14 protein-coding genes and 1 pseudogene are annotated in these 17,392 nt (G+C 72.2%); 9 read left to right on the forward strand and 6 right to left on the reverse strand.

Going from position 1 to position 17,392, the window contains the following annotated elements:
* Nucleotides 1–68: 68 nt before the first annotated feature.
* Both M2163_RS41230 and M2163_RS41235 read right to left on the reverse strand, forming a co-directional pair.
* A complete protein-coding gene (locus M2163_RS41230; protein WP_280896574.1) occupies nt 69–983 on the reverse strand; it encodes a hypothetical protein in 915 nt (304 codons plus the stop codon).
* 481 nt (nt 984–1,464) lie between these two features.
* Entirely contained in the window at nt 1,465–2,154 is a 690-nt protein-coding gene (locus tag M2163_RS41235) for a helix-turn-helix domain-containing protein (protein WP_280847749.1), read from the reverse strand.
* A 159-nt stretch (nt 2,155–2,313) separates the two neighbouring features.
* Here M2163_RS41235 and M2163_RS41240 point away from each other — a divergent pair, with 159 nt between their 5' ends.
* From M2163_RS41240 to M2163_RS41280, 9 genes are all read left to right on the forward strand, one after another.
* Complete coding sequence (locus M2163_RS41240; RefSeq protein WP_280847748.1) at nt 2,314–3,819, forward strand: APC family permease; 1,506 nt, start codon at nt 2,314–2,316, stop codon at nt 3,817–3,819.
* 21 nt (nt 3,820–3,840) lie between these two features.
* On the forward strand, nt 3,841–5,493 hold the full coding sequence (locus M2163_RS41245) for an amidohydrolase (protein WP_280896575.1): 1,653 nt from the start codon (nt 3,841–3,843) through the stop codon (nt 5,491–5,493).
* Between the two features lie 91 nt (nt 5,494–5,584).
* Nucleotides 5,585–7,246 carry an NAD-dependent malic enzyme gene (locus M2163_RS41250; RefSeq protein ID WP_280896576.1) on the forward strand — a complete coding sequence of 554 codons (1,662 nt, stop codon included), beginning with the start codon at nt 5,585–5,587 and terminating at the stop codon, nt 7,244–7,246.
* A gap of 144 nt (nt 7,247–7,390) precedes the next feature.
* Nucleotides 7,391–8,407 carry a LacI family DNA-binding transcriptional regulator gene (locus tag M2163_RS41255; RefSeq protein WP_280847745.1) on the forward strand — a complete coding sequence of 339 codons (1,017 nt, stop codon included), beginning with the start codon at nt 7,391–7,393 and terminating at the stop codon, nt 8,405–8,407.
* Between the two features lie 117 nt (nt 8,408–8,524).
* Nucleotides 8,525–9,958, forward strand: coding sequence for a GH1 family beta-glucosidase (locus tag M2163_RS41260; RefSeq protein ID WP_280896577.1), 1,434 nt, complete (start codon nt 8,525–8,527; stop codon nt 9,956–9,958).
* Nucleotides 9,959–10,011: 53 nt separating this feature from the next.
* A complete protein-coding gene (locus M2163_RS41265) occupies nt 10,012–10,479 on the forward strand; it encodes a MarR family winged helix-turn-helix transcriptional regulator (protein WP_280847743.1) in 468 nt (155 codons plus the stop codon).
* A gap of 83 nt (nt 10,480–10,562) precedes the next feature.
* On the forward strand, nt 10,563–11,669 hold the full coding sequence (locus tag M2163_RS41270) for an LLM class flavin-dependent oxidoreductase (protein ID WP_280896578.1): 1,107 nt from the start codon (nt 10,563–10,565) through the stop codon (nt 11,667–11,669).
* 30 nt (nt 11,670–11,699) lie between these two features.
* A complete protein-coding gene (locus M2163_RS41275) occupies nt 11,700–12,131 on the forward strand; it encodes a tetratricopeptide repeat protein (protein WP_280896579.1) in 432 nt (143 codons plus the stop codon).
* A 107-nt stretch (nt 12,132–12,238) separates the two neighbouring features.
* Nucleotides 12,239–13,330, forward strand: a complete 1,092-nt coding sequence (locus tag M2163_RS41280) for an ABC transporter substrate-binding protein (protein WP_280896580.1) — start codon at nt 12,239–12,241, stop codon at nt 13,328–13,330.
* A gap of 9 nt (nt 13,331–13,339) precedes the next feature.
* On the opposite strand, the gene M2163_RS41285 is transcribed toward M2163_RS41280, so the two are convergent.
* The 4 genes and pseudogenes from M2163_RS41285 to M2163_RS41300 form a co-directional block, all read right to left on the reverse strand.
* Nucleotides 13,340–13,693, reverse strand: coding sequence for a VOC family protein (locus tag M2163_RS41285; RefSeq protein ID WP_280847738.1), 354 nt, complete (start codon nt 13,691–13,693; stop codon nt 13,340–13,342).
* Nucleotides 13,694–13,810: 117 nt separating this feature from the next.
* A pseudogene (locus tag M2163_RS41290) lies at nt 13,811–14,095 on the reverse strand (hemin transporter); the annotation flags it as partial.
* Between the two features lie 27 nt (nt 14,096–14,122).
* Nucleotides 14,123–15,103: an aldo/keto reductase gene (locus M2163_RS41295; RefSeq protein ID WP_280897396.1), complete on the reverse strand. Its 981-nt coding sequence runs from the start codon at nt 15,101–15,103 to the stop codon at nt 14,123–14,125.
* 87 nt (nt 15,104–15,190) lie between these two features.
* Nucleotides 15,191–17,245 (reverse strand): nitrate- and nitrite sensing domain-containing protein, encoded by a 2,055-nt coding sequence (locus tag M2163_RS41300; RefSeq protein WP_280897397.1) that lies wholly within the window; start codon nt 17,243–17,245, stop codon nt 15,191–15,193.
* Nucleotides 17,246–17,392: the final 147 nt, after the last annotated feature.

Raw genomic sequence — 17,392 nt, forward strand, 5'->3', positions numbered from 1 at the left:
GGACGCCTGCTCGACGACCTCCCTGGCCACGCTTCCGCTCCGCTGGTGGCGGGCGCCCGGTGCCGTGGTCAGTTGATGCAGAGCAGGTTGAGCACGCACAGTCCGGACGGATCGGTCGCGGCGGACGAGGTGCCCGTCTGCGACGACTGCGAGCTGTCACCGCTCGTGCCCGTGCTCGTGCCCGTGTCGGTCGTGCCGCCGGTGGCCGTGGACGAGGACGACGAGGAGGTGTCCGTCGTCGTGCCGGTCGTGCCGGTCGTGCCCGATGTCGTGGTGGTCGAGCCGGTCGTGCCCCCGGTGCCGCCTCCGGCCGCTACGGACGTCGAGTGCGACCCCTGGGACCGGGACCCCGAGGCGGTCGTCGCCGTGGGCACGGGGGAGGCGGCGGAGTCCGTGTGCACCGACGACAGGGTCGCGGTGGAGGCCGTTCCGTCGGTCCGCCGGTGCGAGCCGGCCTTCGTGGCGGGCGTGGTCGTGGACGCCTGGTGTGCCGTGGCGGGTGTCGACTCCGGCAGGGCGTCGTCCGAGGTGGGCAGTTCCGCCATCCCCATGGACCTGGGGTCCGGCGACGTGGCCGCCTGGGTCCGGGCGCCGGACTGCTGGCTCATCGCGGAGACGGTCAGACCACCGCCGACGAGGGCGACCGCGGTGGCGACCACGGCCTTGCGCTGGTTCTTCTTCCAGCGGGCCCGCTGGCGCCGCCGTGCCGCCCGCCCCTCCGTGACCACGGGCCCGTCCACCACGTCCTCGGACACGACGTCGGGGCCGGTCCCGGTCGCCGGCTCCTCGTGGAGGCCCGTCTCGTGCCACTTGGGTGCTTCGTCCCACGTCGCGGCCGCCGTGCCGGTCGTCGTACGGAGGTGGGCGGGGGGAGCGATGTCCGGGGCGTAGGCGCCGCATCCGGGACACGCCAGGGCGCCGTTGAGATGCCGACGGCACGAGGAGCAGTAGTCCATCTGGTCTTCCTGAGTCGACTGCACCATCGGCCCGATGGCCGTGGCCGGTCTCGTTCGCACGGGGGATCGAGCCGGAGGCAAAAGTAGCGAGGCTTTCGAAAGGCGGTGTGCAGCCTGTGTGATGCTCCTGCGCAGATGTCCAAGGGGTGCGGTGGGCGCGAGAGGTGTACGTCGTATTCGCGCCACTTGTCCGGGACGCCACCCTCGCGCACATCCCGGTCGGGCGCATCGCCGCTCAACGCAGGCCCCGGCATGGCGAGTTGGCCGTGAACGGGGTCCGTGCCGCCGAGCCGGTGCCGCGCGTATGTCGGCCGGCCTCGGGAAGCCGCTCGAAGGTCGGTCGCGCCGGGGGCCCGGAGGGTGGGGTGGCGGACGCCGCCGGGGCCCGCGGGATCGGTCGGGGCTGTCGCGCCGTTGCCGACGGCGAACTTTCCGGCCACGCCGGTGCTGACGATCCGGCCGGGCCCGGGGCGGAAGGCGCGCACGTCGTAGGCGCAGACGTAGGCCATCACGCCGGCGCGCGTGCCGCCAGTGCCTCCAGCAGGAGGTCCACCGCCGCGTCGAAGGAGCTGTCCGCCATTCCCGGCAGCTCGCGGCGTACCGCGGTGAGCGCCGGGTACGCCACCGGGTCCAGGTCCTGGTAGACCTCCCGCCACGCCCGGTGGTCGGCCTCCCGCTGCCGGCGGGGGAGGGCCTGGAACGCCGCGTCCGTGGCGGCGTGGCTGAGCACGGTGTCGATGAAGGCCAGGTACAGGCGGGCGGCGTCGGCCGGCTCGAAGCCCGCGGACAGCATCAGGCCGATTCCGGTGTCCACGGCCCGGATCTCGTTGGTGCGCCGGGTCACCCGGTGCGCGGCCAGGGCGGCCGCCCGCGGATGGGCCAGGTATCCGGCCCGCACCCGCAGGGCCATCTCGCGCAGTGAGGCCACCCAGTCGTCCCCGGGGACGAACCCCGCCATCGCGTCGCCGATGATCCGGTCCGCGATGGCGAGCACCAGGTCGTCGGTGTCGTGGAAGTAGCGGTACAGGGCGGTCGGGTCGCAGCCCAGCGCCGCGCCGAGCCTGCGCACGCTCAGCGCCTCGGAACCGTGCTCGCCGATCAGCCGCAGGGCGGTCTCGACGATCAGGTCCTCGGACAGCAGGACGCCGGTGCGGGTGGGCCGCCGGCGTCGGCGTTCCTCGGGGACACGGCTGGACACGACCGGACTCCTCTCGCCGGGGGGCCCTCAGTGAACGGCCCCAGGGCGCCTTACGTCAACAGGGTTGACCCAATGTGGACGCCGGCTGTTCCATCACCTCACCGCGTGGCTCTTCCCCCCACTCCCTCTTCCTCGTCCTCCGTCCCCGAGGAGCCCACCATGTCGTCCAGACCGCCCCTCTCCTCCGCACCGAGCCCGGATCTGCGCCGTTCCCTCGGCGTGGTCGACGGCGTCGCCATCGCCGCCTCCAGCACGGCGGCCACCACCAGCATCGCCATCGGCATGGGCACGATCGCGGCCGTCGTCGGCCTCCAGGCCCCGGCACTGCTGCTCCTGGCCTTCCTGCCGGTCCTCGGCATCGCCACCGCCTACGCCCGCCTGAACCGCTCGGAGCCGAACTGCGGCAACGGCTACGTCTGGGTCGGCAAGTCCCTCGGCCCCTGGCCGGGCTTCCTGACCGGCTGGGTCACCCTGGTCGGCTCCGTCATCTTCTGCGCCTACACCAGCGCGATCATGGGCTCGGTCGTCCTGGCCTTCGCCGACAAGGCCGGTCTGCACAGCGTCGCCGGGATCGCCCTCGATCCGACGTCCACCGGCGTCACCACGGCCGTCGGACTGGTGATCCTCCTCGCCCTCACCGCGCTGGCCGTCACCGGCGTGCGGGCCGCCACCCGCTTCCAGTTCGCGCTCCTGGTCTTCGAGTACACGGTCCTGCTGGCCTTCTGCGGCTGGGCCCTGATCACCGGCGACCACGCCCTCTCGCTGTCCTGGTTCAACCCCTTCGAGATCGCCGGCGGCACCGCCTTCGCCCAGGGCATGGTCCTCGCGGTGTTCTTCTTCTGGGGCTGGGACGCGGCGTTCAGCGTCAACGAGGAGACGAAGAGCCCCGGTGACGCGGCCCGCGGCGGTCTCATCGCCCTGTTCGCGATGCTCGGCCTGTTCCTCTTCGCCTCGGTCGCCTTCCAGCGGGAGATGAGCCTGGCCGAACTCGTCAGGAACGGCCCCCAGGCCCTGCCGTACCTCGGCGGGAAACTGGCCGCCGAACCCTGGGCCACCCTCCCCCTGGTCGCGCTGATGTTCTCCGCGGTCGCCTCCGTGCAGGCCACCCTGATCCCCACGGCACGCGGCCTGTTCGCGATGAGCCGCGACCGCACGATGGGCCCGGTGTGGACCCGCGTCCACCCGCGCTGGGGCACCCCCGCCACCGGCACGGTCGTCGTGATGGCCGTCGCCGGTGTGATCGCCGTGCTCGCCGTCGCCATCCCCAGGCTCAGCGACATGCTGCTGGCCGCCGTCAACGCCATCGGCCTGATCGTCGCCCTCTACTACGGCCTCACCGCGCTCGCCTGCGCCGTCCGCTTCCGCTCCGCCCGCCGCGAGGGACCGCGCGAGGCACTCCTCGCCATCGGTGTGCCCGCCGTGTCCGGCCTGATCCTGCTCGGCCTCGGCGGCTACCTCGGTTACTCCTACCTGACCATGAGCGACCACTTCGAACTCAGCCCGGACAACGGGTGGTTCATGTTCTCGCTGCCCGCCGCGATCGTCCTCGCCGGCCTCGGCATGGCCGCCGTCGCCAAGTACGTGAGGCACTCGCCGTACTTCAGCACGGGGCGCGGCACCGACGCCGAGTCCCTGACCCTCCCGATGGACCGCACGGCGGTCTGACCCCTTCTGGAGCCCACCCCCATGTCACACACCGCGGACCTCGTCCTCACCGGCGGACCCGTGCACACCGTCGATCCCGCCCGCAGCCGCGCCACCGCCGTGGCCGTGCGCGACGGGCGGATCGCCGCCGTGGGCCACGACGAGGTGCACGAGCTGATCGGCCCGCGCACCGAAGTCGTCGACCTGGCCGGGAAGCTGCTGATCCCCGGCTTCCAGGACGCGCACGTCCACCCACAGGGCGCGGGCCTCGAACTGGGCCTGTGCCATCTCGCCGACACCGTCGACCCGGACGCGTACCTGCGCCGCATCAAGGCCTACGCCGACCAGCACCCGCACGCCGAGTGGATCACCGGAGGCGGCTGGTCCCTGGAGGCGTTCCCCGGCGGGGCGCCCACCGCCGCGGCCCTCGACACGGTCGTCCCCGACCGGCCCGTCTTCCTGCCCAACCGCGACCACCACGGAGCCTGGGTGAACAGCCGGGCCCTGGAACGCGCGGGCATCGACGCCCGTACCCCGGACCCCGCCGACGGCCGGATCGAACGCGACGCCGACGGCAACCCCACCGGCATGCTCCAGGAGGGCGCCGCCCACCTCGTGGGCAGGCTGGTCCCCGACCCCACCCCGGAGGAACAGCTCACGGCCCTGCTCCGGGCCCAGGCCGTGCTGCACTCGTACGGGGTCACCGCCTGGCAGGACGCCATCGTCGGCGCGTACACCAACATGACCGACCCGGCGCCCTCCTACCTGGCGGCCCTCGACCGCGGCCTGCTCACCGCCCGGGTCGTCGGCGCGCTGTGGTGGGACCGCGAACGGGGCGCCGAACAGATCCCCGAACTCATCGCACGGCGCGAGGAGTTGAACCGGGGCCGGTTCCGCGCGGGGACCGTGAAGGTCATGCAGGACGGCATCGCGGAGAACCACACCGCCGCGATGCTCGACCCCTATCTGACCGGCTGCGGCTGTGCCTCGGACAACAGCGGCATCAGCTTCGTCGAACCGGACGACCTGCGGAAATACGTCACCGAGCTCGACGCGTCCGGTTTCCAGGTCCACTTCCACGCGCTCGGCGACCGCGCGGTGCGCGAGGCCCTCGACGCCGTGGAGTCCGCGCGCACCGCCAACGGCCGGCGGGACACCCGGCACCATCTGGCCCACCTCCAGGTGGTGCACCCGCACGACGTCCCCAGGTTCCGCGACCTGGGCGCGAGCGCCAACCTCCAGATGCTGTGGGCCGCCCACGAACCGCAGATGGACGAACTGACCCTGCCCTTCCTCGGCGACGAGCGCGGGGCACGGCAGTACCCCTTCGGCGACCTGCTGCGGGCCGGTGCCACCCTGGCCGCCGGCAGCGACTGGCCGGTCAGCAGCCCCGACCCGTTCCAGGCCATCCATGTCGCCGTCAACCGGATTACCCCCGGCGCCCCCGAGGGCACCCCGGAGTTCCTCCCCGGGCAGCGCCTCGACCTGGGCACCGCCCTCGCCGCGTACACGGCGGGCAGCGCCTACGTGAACCACCTCGACGACGTCACCGGCAGCATCGCCGTGGGCAGAGCGGCCGATCTCGTCGTCCTCGACCGCGACCCGTTCGCGGGCCCGCCCGAGGAGATCGCCGCCACCCGCGTCCTCCAGACCTTCGTCGAAGGACGGCGGGTGCACACGGCCGACGACGCCTGAGCCCGCCGGGCCGAGCGGGGCGGCTGATTCGGATGACGGCCGACGGGGCACAGGAGTAGCTGGTCCGGAACCCGTCGACCCGAGGAACGTCATGGCACCACACAGCCCCGCCCAGGTCCGCGGAGCGGCCCTGCTGGCCGACCCCCTCCTCAACAAGGGCACCGCCTTCAGCTCCGAGGAGCGCGCCGAACTCGGCCTGGACGGGCTGCTGCCACCGGCGACGGAGACGCTGGAGGAACAGACGGGCCGGGCGTACGCGGCGTTCCTCGGATACGACAAGACGCTCAACCGGCACATCTACCTGCGCCAGCTCCAGGACACCAACGAGGTGCTCTTCCACGCTCTGCTCACCCGGCATCTGGAGGAGATGCTGCCGGTCGTCTACACCCCCACGGTCGGCGAGGCCTGCCGCAGGTTCAGCGAGATCTACCGCAGGCCGCGGGGGCTGTTCCTGACCTACGAGGACCGGCACCGCTTCCGGGAGATCCTGCGCAACCGGCCGGGCGGCGAGGTCGACGTCATCGTCGTCACCGACGGCCAGCGCATCCTGGGCCTCGGTGACCAGGGCGTGGGAGGCATGGGCATCCCGATCGGAAAGCTCAGCCTCTACACCGCGATCGGCGGCATCCACCCGGCGCGCACCCTGCCGATCCTTCTCGACGTCGGCACCGACAACGAGCAGCTCCTGGCGAACGAGCACTATCTGGGCCGCAGGCAGCACCGCGTCACCGGGGAGGCCTACGACGAGATGATCGAGGCGTTCGTCTCCGCCGTGGAGGCCGAACTCCCCGGCACGCTGCTCCAGTGGGAGGATTTCGCGACCGCCCACGCCCGCCCGATCCTCGGCCGCTACCAGGACCGGCTCCTCACCTTCAACGACGACATCCAGGGCACCGCGGCCGTGGCGCTCGGCGCGCTGACCACCGCCACGAAGGTCGCCGGGGCGGCCCTGACCGACCACCGGATCGTGGTCCTGGGCGCGGGCTCGGCGGCGGTCGGCGTCGCCGACATGATCCGCACCGCACTCGTGGAGGAGGGGCTCTCGGCGCAGGAGGCGGCCGACCGGTTCTGGTTCGTCGACATCGACGGCCTGCTGACGGACTCCCGCACCGACCTCACCCCCGAGCAGCGGGTCTACGCCCGCGACGACGAGGACGTACGGCAGTGGGGCGGCCCGGACGCGCCCGACCTCGCCCGGGTGGTCGGCGAGGTGCGGCCGACGGTGCTGATCGGGCTGTCCACGGCACACGGCGCGTTCACCGAGGAGATCGTGCGGACCATGGCCGACTCCTGCGACCGGCCGGTGATCCTGCCGCTGTCCAACCCCACGTCCAATGCCGAGGCCGATCCCGCCGACCTCGCGCGCTGGACCGACGGCAGGGCCCTGATCGCCGCCGGGTCGCCGTTCCCGCCGCTGACGGTGGACGGCCGCGAGGTGCCGGTCGCGCAGGCCAACAACGTCTACGTCTTCCCCGCCGTCGGTCTGGCCGTGACCGCCGCCCGGGCCAGGCGGGTGACCGACCGCATGATGGTGGCCGCGGCCCGCGCCGTGGGGGAGTGCGCGGTACGGGCGGGCACCGACGGAGCCACCCCGCTGCTGCCCCCGCTGGCGAGCATGCGGGACGCGGCCCGCGAGATCGCGCTCGCGGTGGCACAGGCGGCCGTCGAGGACGGCGTCGCCCCCGAGGCGACGGAGGCCGACCTCCGCGAGGCGATCACGAGGACCCAGTGGACACCGCGGTACACGTCCTGACGCCGGTGTGCGCCACCGCCGGCCTGCCGCCGGGCCGGACGGCGTCGCACACCGCCGCAGTCGAGGAGGCGGCCCGGCGCCTGTGACAGTATCGGCGGTGGGCGTGAGGCCGCCCGCTCGGGTCGAGGGCAGAGGACGGGTGACATGGACCGGCCGCCGGGCATGATGGACGTGGCCCGGGAGGCCGGCGTCTCGCACATCACCGTCTCCCGTGTCATCAACGGCCACCCCTCGGTCCGGCCGGAGACCAGGGCCCGGGTCGAGACGGCGATCCAGAAGCTGGGATACCGCCGCAACAGCGTCGCCAGGGCCCTCAAGAGCCGGCGTTCCTCGACGATCGGTGTGGTCGTCGTCGGGTCGGAGCTGTTCGAGCTGCCGCGCATCCTCCTCGGTGTGGAGACGGCCGCGAAGCAGGCGGGTTACTGGGTGAGCCTGGCCAGCCGGCAGGGCGAGAGCACCACCGCGGACCTCCTGGAGACGCTGCAACGGCTCACCGACCAGTCGGTGGAGGCGATCGCGGTCGTCGCCGACCGGCCCGACACCGTGGAGGCCCTGTCCGGCCTCTCCCTCGGGGTGCCCGTGGCGGTCGTGATGTCCGGCAACGCGCCCGACCCCGGGCTGAGCTTCGTCGAGGTCGACCAGGAACTCGGCGCCCGGCTCGCGGTCCGGCACCTCCTCGGTCTCGGACACCGCGACATCGCCCACCTCACGGGTGCGCTGCGCACCTTCGACGCGCGGGCCCGGGTCGAGGGCTGGCAGTCCGAACTCACCGCCGCGGGAGCCCGAGGAGCCCTGCTGGAAGGGGACTTCGGCGCGGAGAGCGGGTTCCGTCTCGCGCACGAACTCTGCGCGGCCGGCGGCGCCCTGCCCACCGCCGTCTTCGCGGGCAACGACCAGATGGCCATGGGTGTGCTGGCGGCCTTCGCCGAACGGGGCGTGAAGGTGCCGCACGACGTGTCGGTCGTCGGGTTCGACGACATGAAGGGCGCCGGATTCCTGGTGCCCGCCCTGACCACGGTCCGCCAGGACTTCGCCGAGCTCGGCAGGAGCGCCATCGAACTGCTGGTGCGCAGGGTGGCCGGCGAACCGGCACAGCGGCACAAGCTCACGCCGCGACTCGTCGTGCGGCACAGCACGGCCGTACCGCGTACGGACTCCTGAAGCGCGGCTCCGGTCCGGGTTCCGCCGCTCCGGGTCTTGACAGCTTGTTAACGTTAACATCACCGTGGTTCCAGGACGCCGTCCTCATCTCCTGGCTCTCACCGGAAAGCGACCCGCATGTCGACAGCCCAGTCCCTGTCCTTCCCCGCGCACTTCCTCCTCGGCGCCGCGACCGCGGCCTACCAGATCGAGGGCGCCGCCGACGAGGACGGGCGCGGCCCCTCCATCTGGGACACCTACTCCCACACGCCGGGCAAGACGTGGAACGGCGACACCGGTGACGTGGCCGCCGACCACTACCACCGCCTCGACGAGGACCTCGACCTCATGGCCTCCCTGGGCCTGAAGGCCTACCGGTTCTCCCTTGCCTGGCCGCGCATCCAGCCCACCGGCCGGGGCCCGGTCAACCCGAAGGGGCTGGACTTCTACAGCCGCCTGGTCGACGGCCTGCTCCAGCGGGACATCGCCCCGGTGGCGACCCTCTACCACTGGGACCTGCCGCAGGCCCTCGAGGACGAGGGCGGCTGGACGAGCCGCGAGACCGCCTTCGCCTTCGCCGACTACGCCCGTATCGCCGGTGAGGCCCTCGGCGACCGGGTCGCGATCTGGACCACGCTGAACGAGCCCTGGTGCTCCGCCTATCTCGGCTACGGCTCCGGAGCCCACGCCCCCGGCCGCACCGACGGGGCCGCGGCGCTGACCGCGGTCCACCACCTGAACCTCGCCCACGGGCTGGCCCTCCAGCAGCTCCGGGAGGTCACCAGCAACGACCCGCAGTACTCGGTCACCCTCAACTTCCACGTCCTGCGCGGTGAGGGGGAGGGCGCCGAGGAGGCCGTACGGCGGATCGACGCGCTGGCCAACCGCGCCTTCACCGAGCCGCTGCTGCGCGGCCACTACCCGCAGGATCTCGTCGAGGACACCGCGGGCATCACGGACTGGTCGTTCGTCGAGGACGGCGACCTCGCCCGGATCCACCAGCCCCTGGACCTGCTCGGTGTCAACTACTACGCCACCACCAGGGTCCGGCTGTGGGACGGCGCCACGGCACGGCAGAACAACGACGGGCACAAGGACATGGGCGGCTCGCCCTGGCCCGGCTCGCCCCAGGTCGAGTTCGTCGCACAGGAGGGCCCGCACACCGCCATGGGCTGGAACATCGACCCCGACGGCCTCGAAGAGCTCCTCCTGGACCTCCACGCCCGCTTCCCGGACCAGCCGTTGGTGATCACCGAGAACGGCGCGGCCTTCGAGGACCACGTCACCACCAGCCCCGACGGCAGTCACGCCGTCCACGACCCGGAGCGCGTCGACTACCTCCGCCGGCACTTCCTCGCCGCCCACCGGGCACTCGCCGCCGGTGTCGATCTGCGCGGGTACTTCGTGTGGTCGCTGATGGACAACTTCGAGTGGGGTTACGGCTATTCGAAGCGCTTCGGCATCGTCCACGTCGACTACGACACCCAGCGCCGCACCCTGAAGGACAGCGCCCTGTGGTACCGGGAACTGGCCACGACGGGCAGCATCCCGCCGCCGGCGGTACCGGAGTAGCCCGTACGGCGTCGGACTGATGGTGATGTGTCAACCACGTCTACACTTTTTCCATGGCTGACACAGTGCGATGGCTGACGCCCGAGGAGCAGCGCGCCTGGCGGGGTTTCGTCCGGCTGCACGAGCGGATCGGCGGACGTCTCGGACGCAGGCTGCAGTCCGAGTCCAGGGTGTCGCCCGCCGACTTCGCCGTGCTGGTCCATCTGACGGACACCCCGGAGGGGCGGCAGCGCTACCAGGACCTGGCCCGGGCCCTGGAGTGGGAGAAGAGCCGGATGTCCCACCACATCGCCAGGATGGCGGGGCGGGGCCTGGTGGTCCGGGAGGAGTGCGCCGAGGACGCGCGCGGCGCGTTCGTGGTCGTCACGGACGCCGGCCGGGCGGCCATCGAGGCGGCGGCCCCGCGTCATGTCGAGGCCGTGCGTGAACTGTTCCTCGACCACGTCACGCCGGCCGAACTGCGGGTCCTGGCCCAGATCTCCGAGCGCGTGCTCGGCAGGCTGGACGAGGACCCGGCCTGACCGGCCGGGAGCGGAATAGCCGGAGGAGGGCCTGTGTTGCAGGGCTATAGTTGATGCATCAACCACCAGGAAGGGTGAGGGCGATGCAGTTCGGCATCTTCACCGTCGGTGACGTGGCGACCGACCCGCACACGGGTCGGACGCCGACCGAGCACGAGCGGATCAAGGCCATGGTCGCGATCGCGCGGAAGGCCGAGGAGGTCGGGCTCGACGTCTTCGCGACCGGTGAGCACCACAACCGGCCGTTCGTGCCCTCGTCGCCCACGACCCTGCTCGCTCACGTCGCCGCGCGCACCGAGCGCATCATCCTGTCGACCTCGACCACGCTGATCACCACGAACGACCCGGTGAAGATCGCCGAGGACTACGCGATGCTCCAGCACCTGGCCGACGGCCGGGTGGACCTGATGACGGGCCGCGGCAACACCGGGCCGGTCTACCCCTGGTTCGGCAAGGACATCCGGGACGGCATCGGCCTCGCCATCGAGAACTACGCCCTGCTGCGCCGGCTGTGGCGCGAGGACGTCGTGAACTGGGAGGGCAAGTTCCGCACGCCGCTCCAGGGGTTCACCTCGACGCCCCGCCCGCTGGACGGCATACCGCCGTTCGTCTGGCACGGCTCCATCCGCTCGCCGGAGATCGCCGAGCAGGCCGCCTACTACGGCGACGGCTTCTTCCACAACAACATCTTCTGGCCCAGGGAACACACCGGGAAGCTGATCGACCTGTACCGGGAGCGGTACGCGCACCACGGCCACGGCACGCCCGAGCAGGCCATCGTGGGACTCGGCGGCCAGGTCTACATGCGCCCCAACTCCCAGGACGCGATCCGTGAGTTCCGCCCGGTCTTCGACCACTCGCCGGTGATGGGAGGCGGGATGCCGATGGAGGAGTACATGGAGCAGACCCCGCTGACCGTCGGCACTCCGGAACAGGTCGTCGAGAAGACGCTCAGCTTCCGCGAGTACGCCGGCGACTACCAGCGCCAGCTGTTCGTCGTGGACGGCGGTGGCATTCCGCTGAAGACGGCGCTCGAACAGATCGACATGCTGGGCGAGCAGGTCGTACCGGTGCTGCGCGAGGAGTTCGCCAGGAACCGCCCGGCCGGCGTGCCCGACGCCCCCACCCATGCCTCCCTGCTCGCCGCCCACGAGGCGGAGCGGGCCGGGAGCGTCGAACCGGCGGTCTGACCGTCCGCACCCCGGAAACGGAGAGGAATCATGACCGACAACCTCAACGCCTACGCGGCCACCGGCGGCGTGGCGCCCGACCGCTGGGCCAGCGCGCTGCACCTGTTCGACAACGGCGTCGGAGTGCCGCGCGAGGAGAGCACCGTCGAGCGCTGGGAGCGGGCCCGGCTGCTGTTCGAGGCGCGGGACTACAGCGCCGCCGCGAAGCTCCTCGCCGTCGTCGTCGAGGAGGCCCCGGAACAGACCGGACCCCGGCTGCTGCTGGCCCGCGCGTACTACCACTCCGCCCAACTCAAGCGCGCCGAGGACCAGTTGCGTGTGATCGTCGAGCACGATCCGGTGGAGCACTACGCCCACCTGATGCTGGGACGCACGCTCCAGCGCCAGGGCCGCCGGGAGGAAGCGGAGCCCTGGCTGCGGATGGCCGGCGCCTTCGTGGGGGAGTTCCCGGACGACGAGTGAGCGGCCCCCGGTCGGCGTGCACGAGCGGGCACGCCGACCGGGGCTCTCCCGGTTCGGGGGGCGTAAACGGGTTGCCCGTGGGCGAGAGCGCGGGTGCAATGTCCTGCATGATCACCCAGGTGCGTCCGGCGCAGCCGGTCCGGATCGGCGTTCTCGTCCCCCTGACGCGGCCCGGTTGGGTCGAGGCGGGCCGGCACCTGCTGGCGGGCCTGGAGTTGGCCGCCGCCGAGGTCAATGGCGCCGGTGGGATCGGCGGACGCCCCCTCGAACTGCTGGTCCGGGATACCGCGGCCGATCCGCAGCGGGCGACGGCGGCCGTGGAGGAACTGGCCGAACTGGGCGTGGCCGCGCTGGCGGGCGAGTACCACAGCGTCGTCGCCCGCGCCGCGGCCGCCAGAGCCGACGCCCTCCGGGTGCCGTTCCTCTGCTCGTCCGCCGTTCTCGACGCGTTGACCGACCAGCCGACCGAATGGGTTGCGCGGCTCCCTCCGCCGCAGTCCCACGGCTGGCGCGTCTACGCGGACTTCCTCCTCGCGGCGGGCCACCGCCGTATCGCCGTGGCGAGCGAACCTAGCGTCTACTGGGCTGCGGGGACCCGCATCCTGCACGACGATCTCGCACCACGCGGCGGCACGGTCATCGAACTCGACGCACGGGCACTGACTCCCGAGGCCGTGTGCGACCGGCTCGTCGGCCGACGCGCCACGGCCCTGCTGCTCCTGACCGGCTTCCCGGAGCCGGCCGTGCCGATCGTCAGGTCCGTCCGCCGCGACCCGCGCCTCGCCGACCTCATGATCGGCGCTCCGGCCGGACAACCCGAGTTCGCGCGGTGGGCGGCGTCGCTGGGGGACGACGGCACCGCGGTCCCGTTCCTGCGCTATCTGCCCGAGCGTCTCGGTCCACTCGGTGCACGGGTCGACAGGGCCCTCGGCGAGCGGCTGGGCGCGGCGCCCTCCTTCGTGGCCTTCGAGGGCTACGACACGATCGCCGTCCTCGCCGACGTGCTGCGCGCGCACGGCACGGACCGGGCGGACATCGCCGCGGCCTGGCCGCGCGTGGCGGTCGAGGGCACCCGCGGGCTGATCCGCTTCTCCCGCACGCCCGGCATCAGTGTCTGGCAGTGGGACCGGGCGCCGGTCCGCGTCGTCGACCGGGATCCCGAGGAACCGGGCCGCTTCCGGATCCGGCACGCCGAGTGAGGCGCAGGATCAGGCGGGCTGCCACAGCTCGATGCGACGACCCTCCGGGTCGGTGACCCAGCCGAAGCGACCGACACCCTCCATGTCCTGAATCTCCTCGTCGACGTCCGCCCCGGCTGCGCGCAGCTGCGCGAGCATCGCGTCCAGGTCGCGGACCCGGAAGTTGAGCATGGTCTGCTGGTCGCGGGACCCGAAGTAGTCGGTCCCGGACTCGAACGCCGCGAACACCGTGGGTCCGGCTTCCTGCCGCCACAGGCCGTTCTCGTCGGCGTCCAGCCCCAGATGGTCGCGGTACCACGCGCTCAGGGCCGCGGGGTCGGCCGCCCTGAGGAAATAGCCGCCGATGCCGAGCACTCGTTCCATGCCGGCCATCCTGCCAGGCGGCCGGCCCGGTGGCCCGGCACACGCTTCCCCGGGGTCTCCGGCGGCGAAGGCCAGGTACCGGCGCCGTACGACGTCGGCGGCCACGGTCCCAGTCCTCTACTCGGTGCCCAGCCAGAGGTCGGGGCCGAACACCTCGTAGTGGACGGCGTGCGCCGGCAGGCCGAGTGCGGTGACGTCGGTGCGGCCGACGGTCGCCTCCCGGCTGCTCTCGCCCAACTCCTCGCACCACAGGTGCAGTCGGGCGTTGGGGAGGGCCTCGACGAGTCGGCGCTGTTCCTCGTGGTGGGCGTGGTCGGCCGGGGTGCGCTCGGCGTGCAGCACCGTCACCGGGCGGGCCGGGTCGGTGGCGGCCAGGTGGTGGAGCATGGACAGCATCGGGGTATTTAAGAGAGTCGATGCGCGTGCGAACTACGTCACAGGCGCCCGCTCGTCCAGGAGACCCTCGCCGCGCAGGTCGTCCCACAGCCCGGCCGGGATCTCCGCACCGAACGCCGCCATGTTGCGACGCACCTCCTCCGCCGTGCGCATGCCGACGACGATGCCCGCGACCGCCGGGTGCCGGAGCGGGAACGCCATCGCCAGTTCGGGGAGGGTCACGCCGTGGGCCTCGCAGACGTCGGCGATGCGGTGCGCGCGGTCCAGCAACCGCGGTGCGGCGGGTGCGTAGTCGAAGGTGGCACCCTCCGTCGGACGGGCCGTGGCCAGAAGGCCGGAGTTGAAGACCGACGCGGCGAGGACCGAGACACCGCGGTCCATGCAGGCGGGCAGGAGTTCGTCCAGCGCGCTGTGGTCCAGGAGCGTGTAGCGGCCGGACAGCATCACCACGTCGACGTCCGCCTCCCTGACCAGCCGGGTCAGTCTGCCCGGGTCGTACATCCCGGCGCCGATGGCCCCCACCACGCCCTGGGCGCGCAGTTCGGCCAGGGCCGGGTAGCCGTCGCGCAGGGCGTCCTCGAAGCGCTCCTCCGCGTCGTGCAGGAACAGCACGTCGACACGGTCCACGCCCATCCGCTCCAGCGAGTCCGCCACGCTGCGCAGCACGCCGTCCCGCGTGAAGTCCCACACCCTGCGGTGGGTGGCCGGCACGGCGAAGCTCTCGTCCATGCGGCCCGCCGAGTCCTGCGGGACCAGCAGCCGGCCGACCTTGGTCGACAGGGTGAACTCCTCGCGCGGCCTGCCCCGGAGCAGGTCGCCGGTGCGGCGCTCGGAGTGGCCGATGCCGTAGTGCGGGGAGGTGTCGAAGTAGCGGATCCCGCCGTCCCAGGCCGCCTGCAGGGCGGCCGCGGCCGTCTCGTCGTCCAGTGGTGCGAAGAGCCCGCCGAGCGGACCGCCCCCGAAGCCCAGCTCCGTGACGTGCACTTCGGTCCTGCCGAGCCGGTTTCGCCGCATCCGTCGTTCCCCTCGTGTGGTCGACACCGAGCGATCATCCTGCCGTGGCAGGAGCAGTCGGGCCAAGATGATTTACCGACGGGTGCCCTACCTGTCGTTCCAGGCCTCGTGACCGAGCGCGGTGACCCCGGGGCGGGCCGGGTCGGTGAAGGCCGCCAGGGCCATGGTGTCGGTGTCGGACTCCGCCGCCGTTCCCCGGTAGGTGATCGTGTCCGGGAGCATCGCCAGGGCCGTGGTGCCCTGTCCCGCCTCGGACGGGCGGAGCTGGACGCGGATGCCGTGCCGGTCCGCGAGCCGGCCCACCACGTACAGGCCCATGCGCTGGGAGATCGCCGCGTCCACGGTGGGCGGGTCGGCCAGGTGGTGGTTGATGTCGGCCAGTTCCTCCGCCGGCAGCCCGATGCCCCGGTCATGGATCTCGACCATGATCCGGCCGTCCGGCAGCCTCGCCGCCGTGACCAGGACGCGGGACTGCGGCGGCGAGAACGTCGTCGCGTTCTCCAGGAGCTCGGCCAGCAGGTGCACCAGGTCGGTCACGGCGCGGCCGTGGATCTCGGCCTCCGGAACCCCCGACAGATCGACCCGCTCGTACTGCTCGACCTCCGAGGCCGCCGCGCGGATCACGTCGACCAGGGGCAGCGGCTGGTCCCACTGCTGGGCGGGGGTCTCGCCGCCGAGCACGAGGAGGTTCTCGCCGTTGCGGCGCACACGGGTGGCGAGGTGGTCCAGTCTGAAGAGGTTCTCCAGCTGGTCGGGATCGGCCTCCGTGCCCTCGAGGCTGGTGATCAGGGCGAGTTGACGCTCGATCAGCGACTGGTTGCGGCGGGCCAGGTTGCTGAAGATCGTGTTGATGTTGGCGCGCAGCAGGGCCTGTTCGGCGGCGAGCCGGACGGCCTCGCGGTGCACGTGGTCGAAGGCGCGGGCGACCTCGCCGATCTCGTCCGTGCTGGTGATCGGGATCGGCGTCACCCGGGCGTCGACCCGCCCCGGAATGGTCCGGGTGAGCTGGGTCAGCAGAGCGGGGAGGCGCTGCCCGGCGATCTCGTGGGCCGAGGCGCTCAGCCGGCGCATGCTGCCGCTCATGGTCCGGGCCACCCAGGCGGCGAGCAGGAAGGCGGCGAGGACCGAGGCGAGGACCAGCGCGGCGTTGACGACGGCGTCGTTGCGGGCGTCGTCGGCGATGGTGTGGGCGTCCGCCAGGGCGCTGTCGGTGAGGTACACCTCCACATCGCGGTACGCGTCGAAACCGAGGGTGGAGGCGGCGAAGAACGTCTCGGCCGTGATGCCCTGCGCAGCGAGTTGTGCGGCCGACTTGCCCGAGGCGATCTCGCCGGTCATCTTGTCCAGGCTCGGCGGGGCCACGAACGTCCTGCCCGCCGCCTGGGCCTGCGTCCGGGCCGCGGCGGCCTGATCCCGGCCCTGCTTCTCCGCGTCGGACAGGGCCTTGCGCAACCGGGCCAGGTCCGCGGCGGTACCGGCGCCGGCGTACTCCTGGAGCGCAACCTTCTCAAGGTGGACGTAGGAGCTGAACGAGCCGAGCTGGGCCTGGAGTTCGCCGGGAGCGAGCTTGTCGCGGTCCTCGACCAGGAGGTGGGTGCCGATCGACCGGATCAGGGACTCGGCGGCCTGGGTGAGGGAGACGGCGTAGAGGGTGCGGCCGAAGCTGGCCTGGTTGCTGCTGCCGAAGCCGAGCTCGTTGGAGATCTCCATGAGGGGGTGCTGGACGGCGTGGTAGCTCTCCTCGGTCTGCACGCCGGTCAGCCGGTCGGTGAAGGCGTTCGCGCGCACGGAGGCGAGCTGCTTCTCGCCGGTGCGGACGAGTTCGACGCGGCGCAGCAGTCCGGCGGTCCGCGGCATCCGCTCCACCGCCTCGTCGAACCTCCTCGCGTCCGCGTCGGTGACGGCGCGGGCCTTCGCGACCGTGCTCGACGTGCGGTCGCCCTTGACCAGGGGGATGACCGAGACGTCTCGCTCGTCGATGGCGTCGCTCGCGTACTTGTTGGCCGCCTGGACCAGTTCCGCCACCCGGACCGCGTCGTCGGCGTCCTGCCAGGTGTCCACCGAACGCTTGACGCGCAGGCCGCCGAGGACGAGGGCCACGATCACCGGGATCAGGAGGACGGCCTGGAGTTTCCCGGCCATGCGCCAGTTGCGGGTTCCCCAGCCCCGGCGGGCGGCGGTCGGTGCGTTCGACAAGATGGCCTCACGGTTCTGGTGCGTCTCGCGTCCCTGCACCTCTAAGAACGCGGCGCACAGGGGTGGTTGTTCAGATCAGCCACCAGGACGGTC

Source organism: Streptomyces sp. SAI-135, from assembly GCF_029893805.1.
Taxonomy (GTDB): domain Bacteria; phylum Actinomycetota; class Actinomycetes; order Streptomycetales; family Streptomycetaceae; genus Streptomyces.

What these genes read in the sequence shown, in the direction of transcription:
- M2163_RS41275 (WP_280896579.1), top strand. Translation starts at nt 11,700, where the DNA reads ATGACCGACAACCTCAACGCCTACGCGGCCACCGGCGGCGTGGCGCCC.
- M2163_RS41255 (WP_280847745.1), top strand. Translation starts at nt 7,391, where the DNA reads ATGGACCGGCCGCCGGGCATGATGGACGTGGCCCGGGAGGCCGGCGTC.
- M2163_RS41285 (WP_280847738.1), bottom strand. Translation starts at nt 13,693, where the DNA reads ATGGAACGAGTGCTCGGCATCGGCGGCTATTTCCTCAGGGCGGCCGAC.
- M2163_RS41230 (WP_280896574.1), bottom strand. Translation starts at nt 983, where the DNA reads ATGGTGCAGTCGACTCAGGAAGACCAGATGGACTACTGCTCCTCGTGC.
- M2163_RS41270 (WP_280896578.1), top strand. Translation starts at nt 10,563, where the DNA reads ATGCAGTTCGGCATCTTCACCGTCGGTGACGTGGCGACCGACCCGCAC.
- M2163_RS41280 (WP_280896580.1), top strand. Translation starts at nt 12,239, where the DNA reads ATGATCACCCAGGTGCGTCCGGCGCAGCCGGTCCGGATCGGCGTTCTC.
- M2163_RS41240 (WP_280847748.1), top strand. Translation starts at nt 2,314, where the DNA reads ATGTCGTCCAGACCGCCCCTCTCCTCCGCACCGAGCCCGGATCTGCGC.
- M2163_RS41300 (WP_280897397.1), bottom strand. Translation starts at nt 17,245, where the DNA reads ATGGCCGGGAAACTCCAGGCCGTCCTCCTGATCCCGGTGATCGTGGCC.
- M2163_RS41265 (WP_280847743.1), top strand. Translation starts at nt 10,012, where the DNA reads ATGGCTGACACAGTGCGATGGCTGACGCCCGAGGAGCAGCGCGCCTGG.
- M2163_RS41250 (WP_280896576.1), top strand. Translation starts at nt 5,585, where the DNA reads ATGGCACCACACAGCCCCGCCCAGGTCCGCGGAGCGGCCCTGCTGGCC.
- M2163_RS41245 (WP_280896575.1), top strand. Translation starts at nt 3,841, where the DNA reads ATGTCACACACCGCGGACCTCGTCCTCACCGGCGGACCCGTGCACACC.
- M2163_RS41260 (WP_280896577.1), top strand. Translation starts at nt 8,525, where the DNA reads ATGTCGACAGCCCAGTCCCTGTCCTTCCCCGCGCACTTCCTCCTCGGC.
- M2163_RS41295 (WP_280897396.1), bottom strand. Translation starts at nt 15,103, where the DNA reads ATGCGGCGAAACCGGCTCGGCAGGACCGAAGTGCACGTCACGGAGCTG.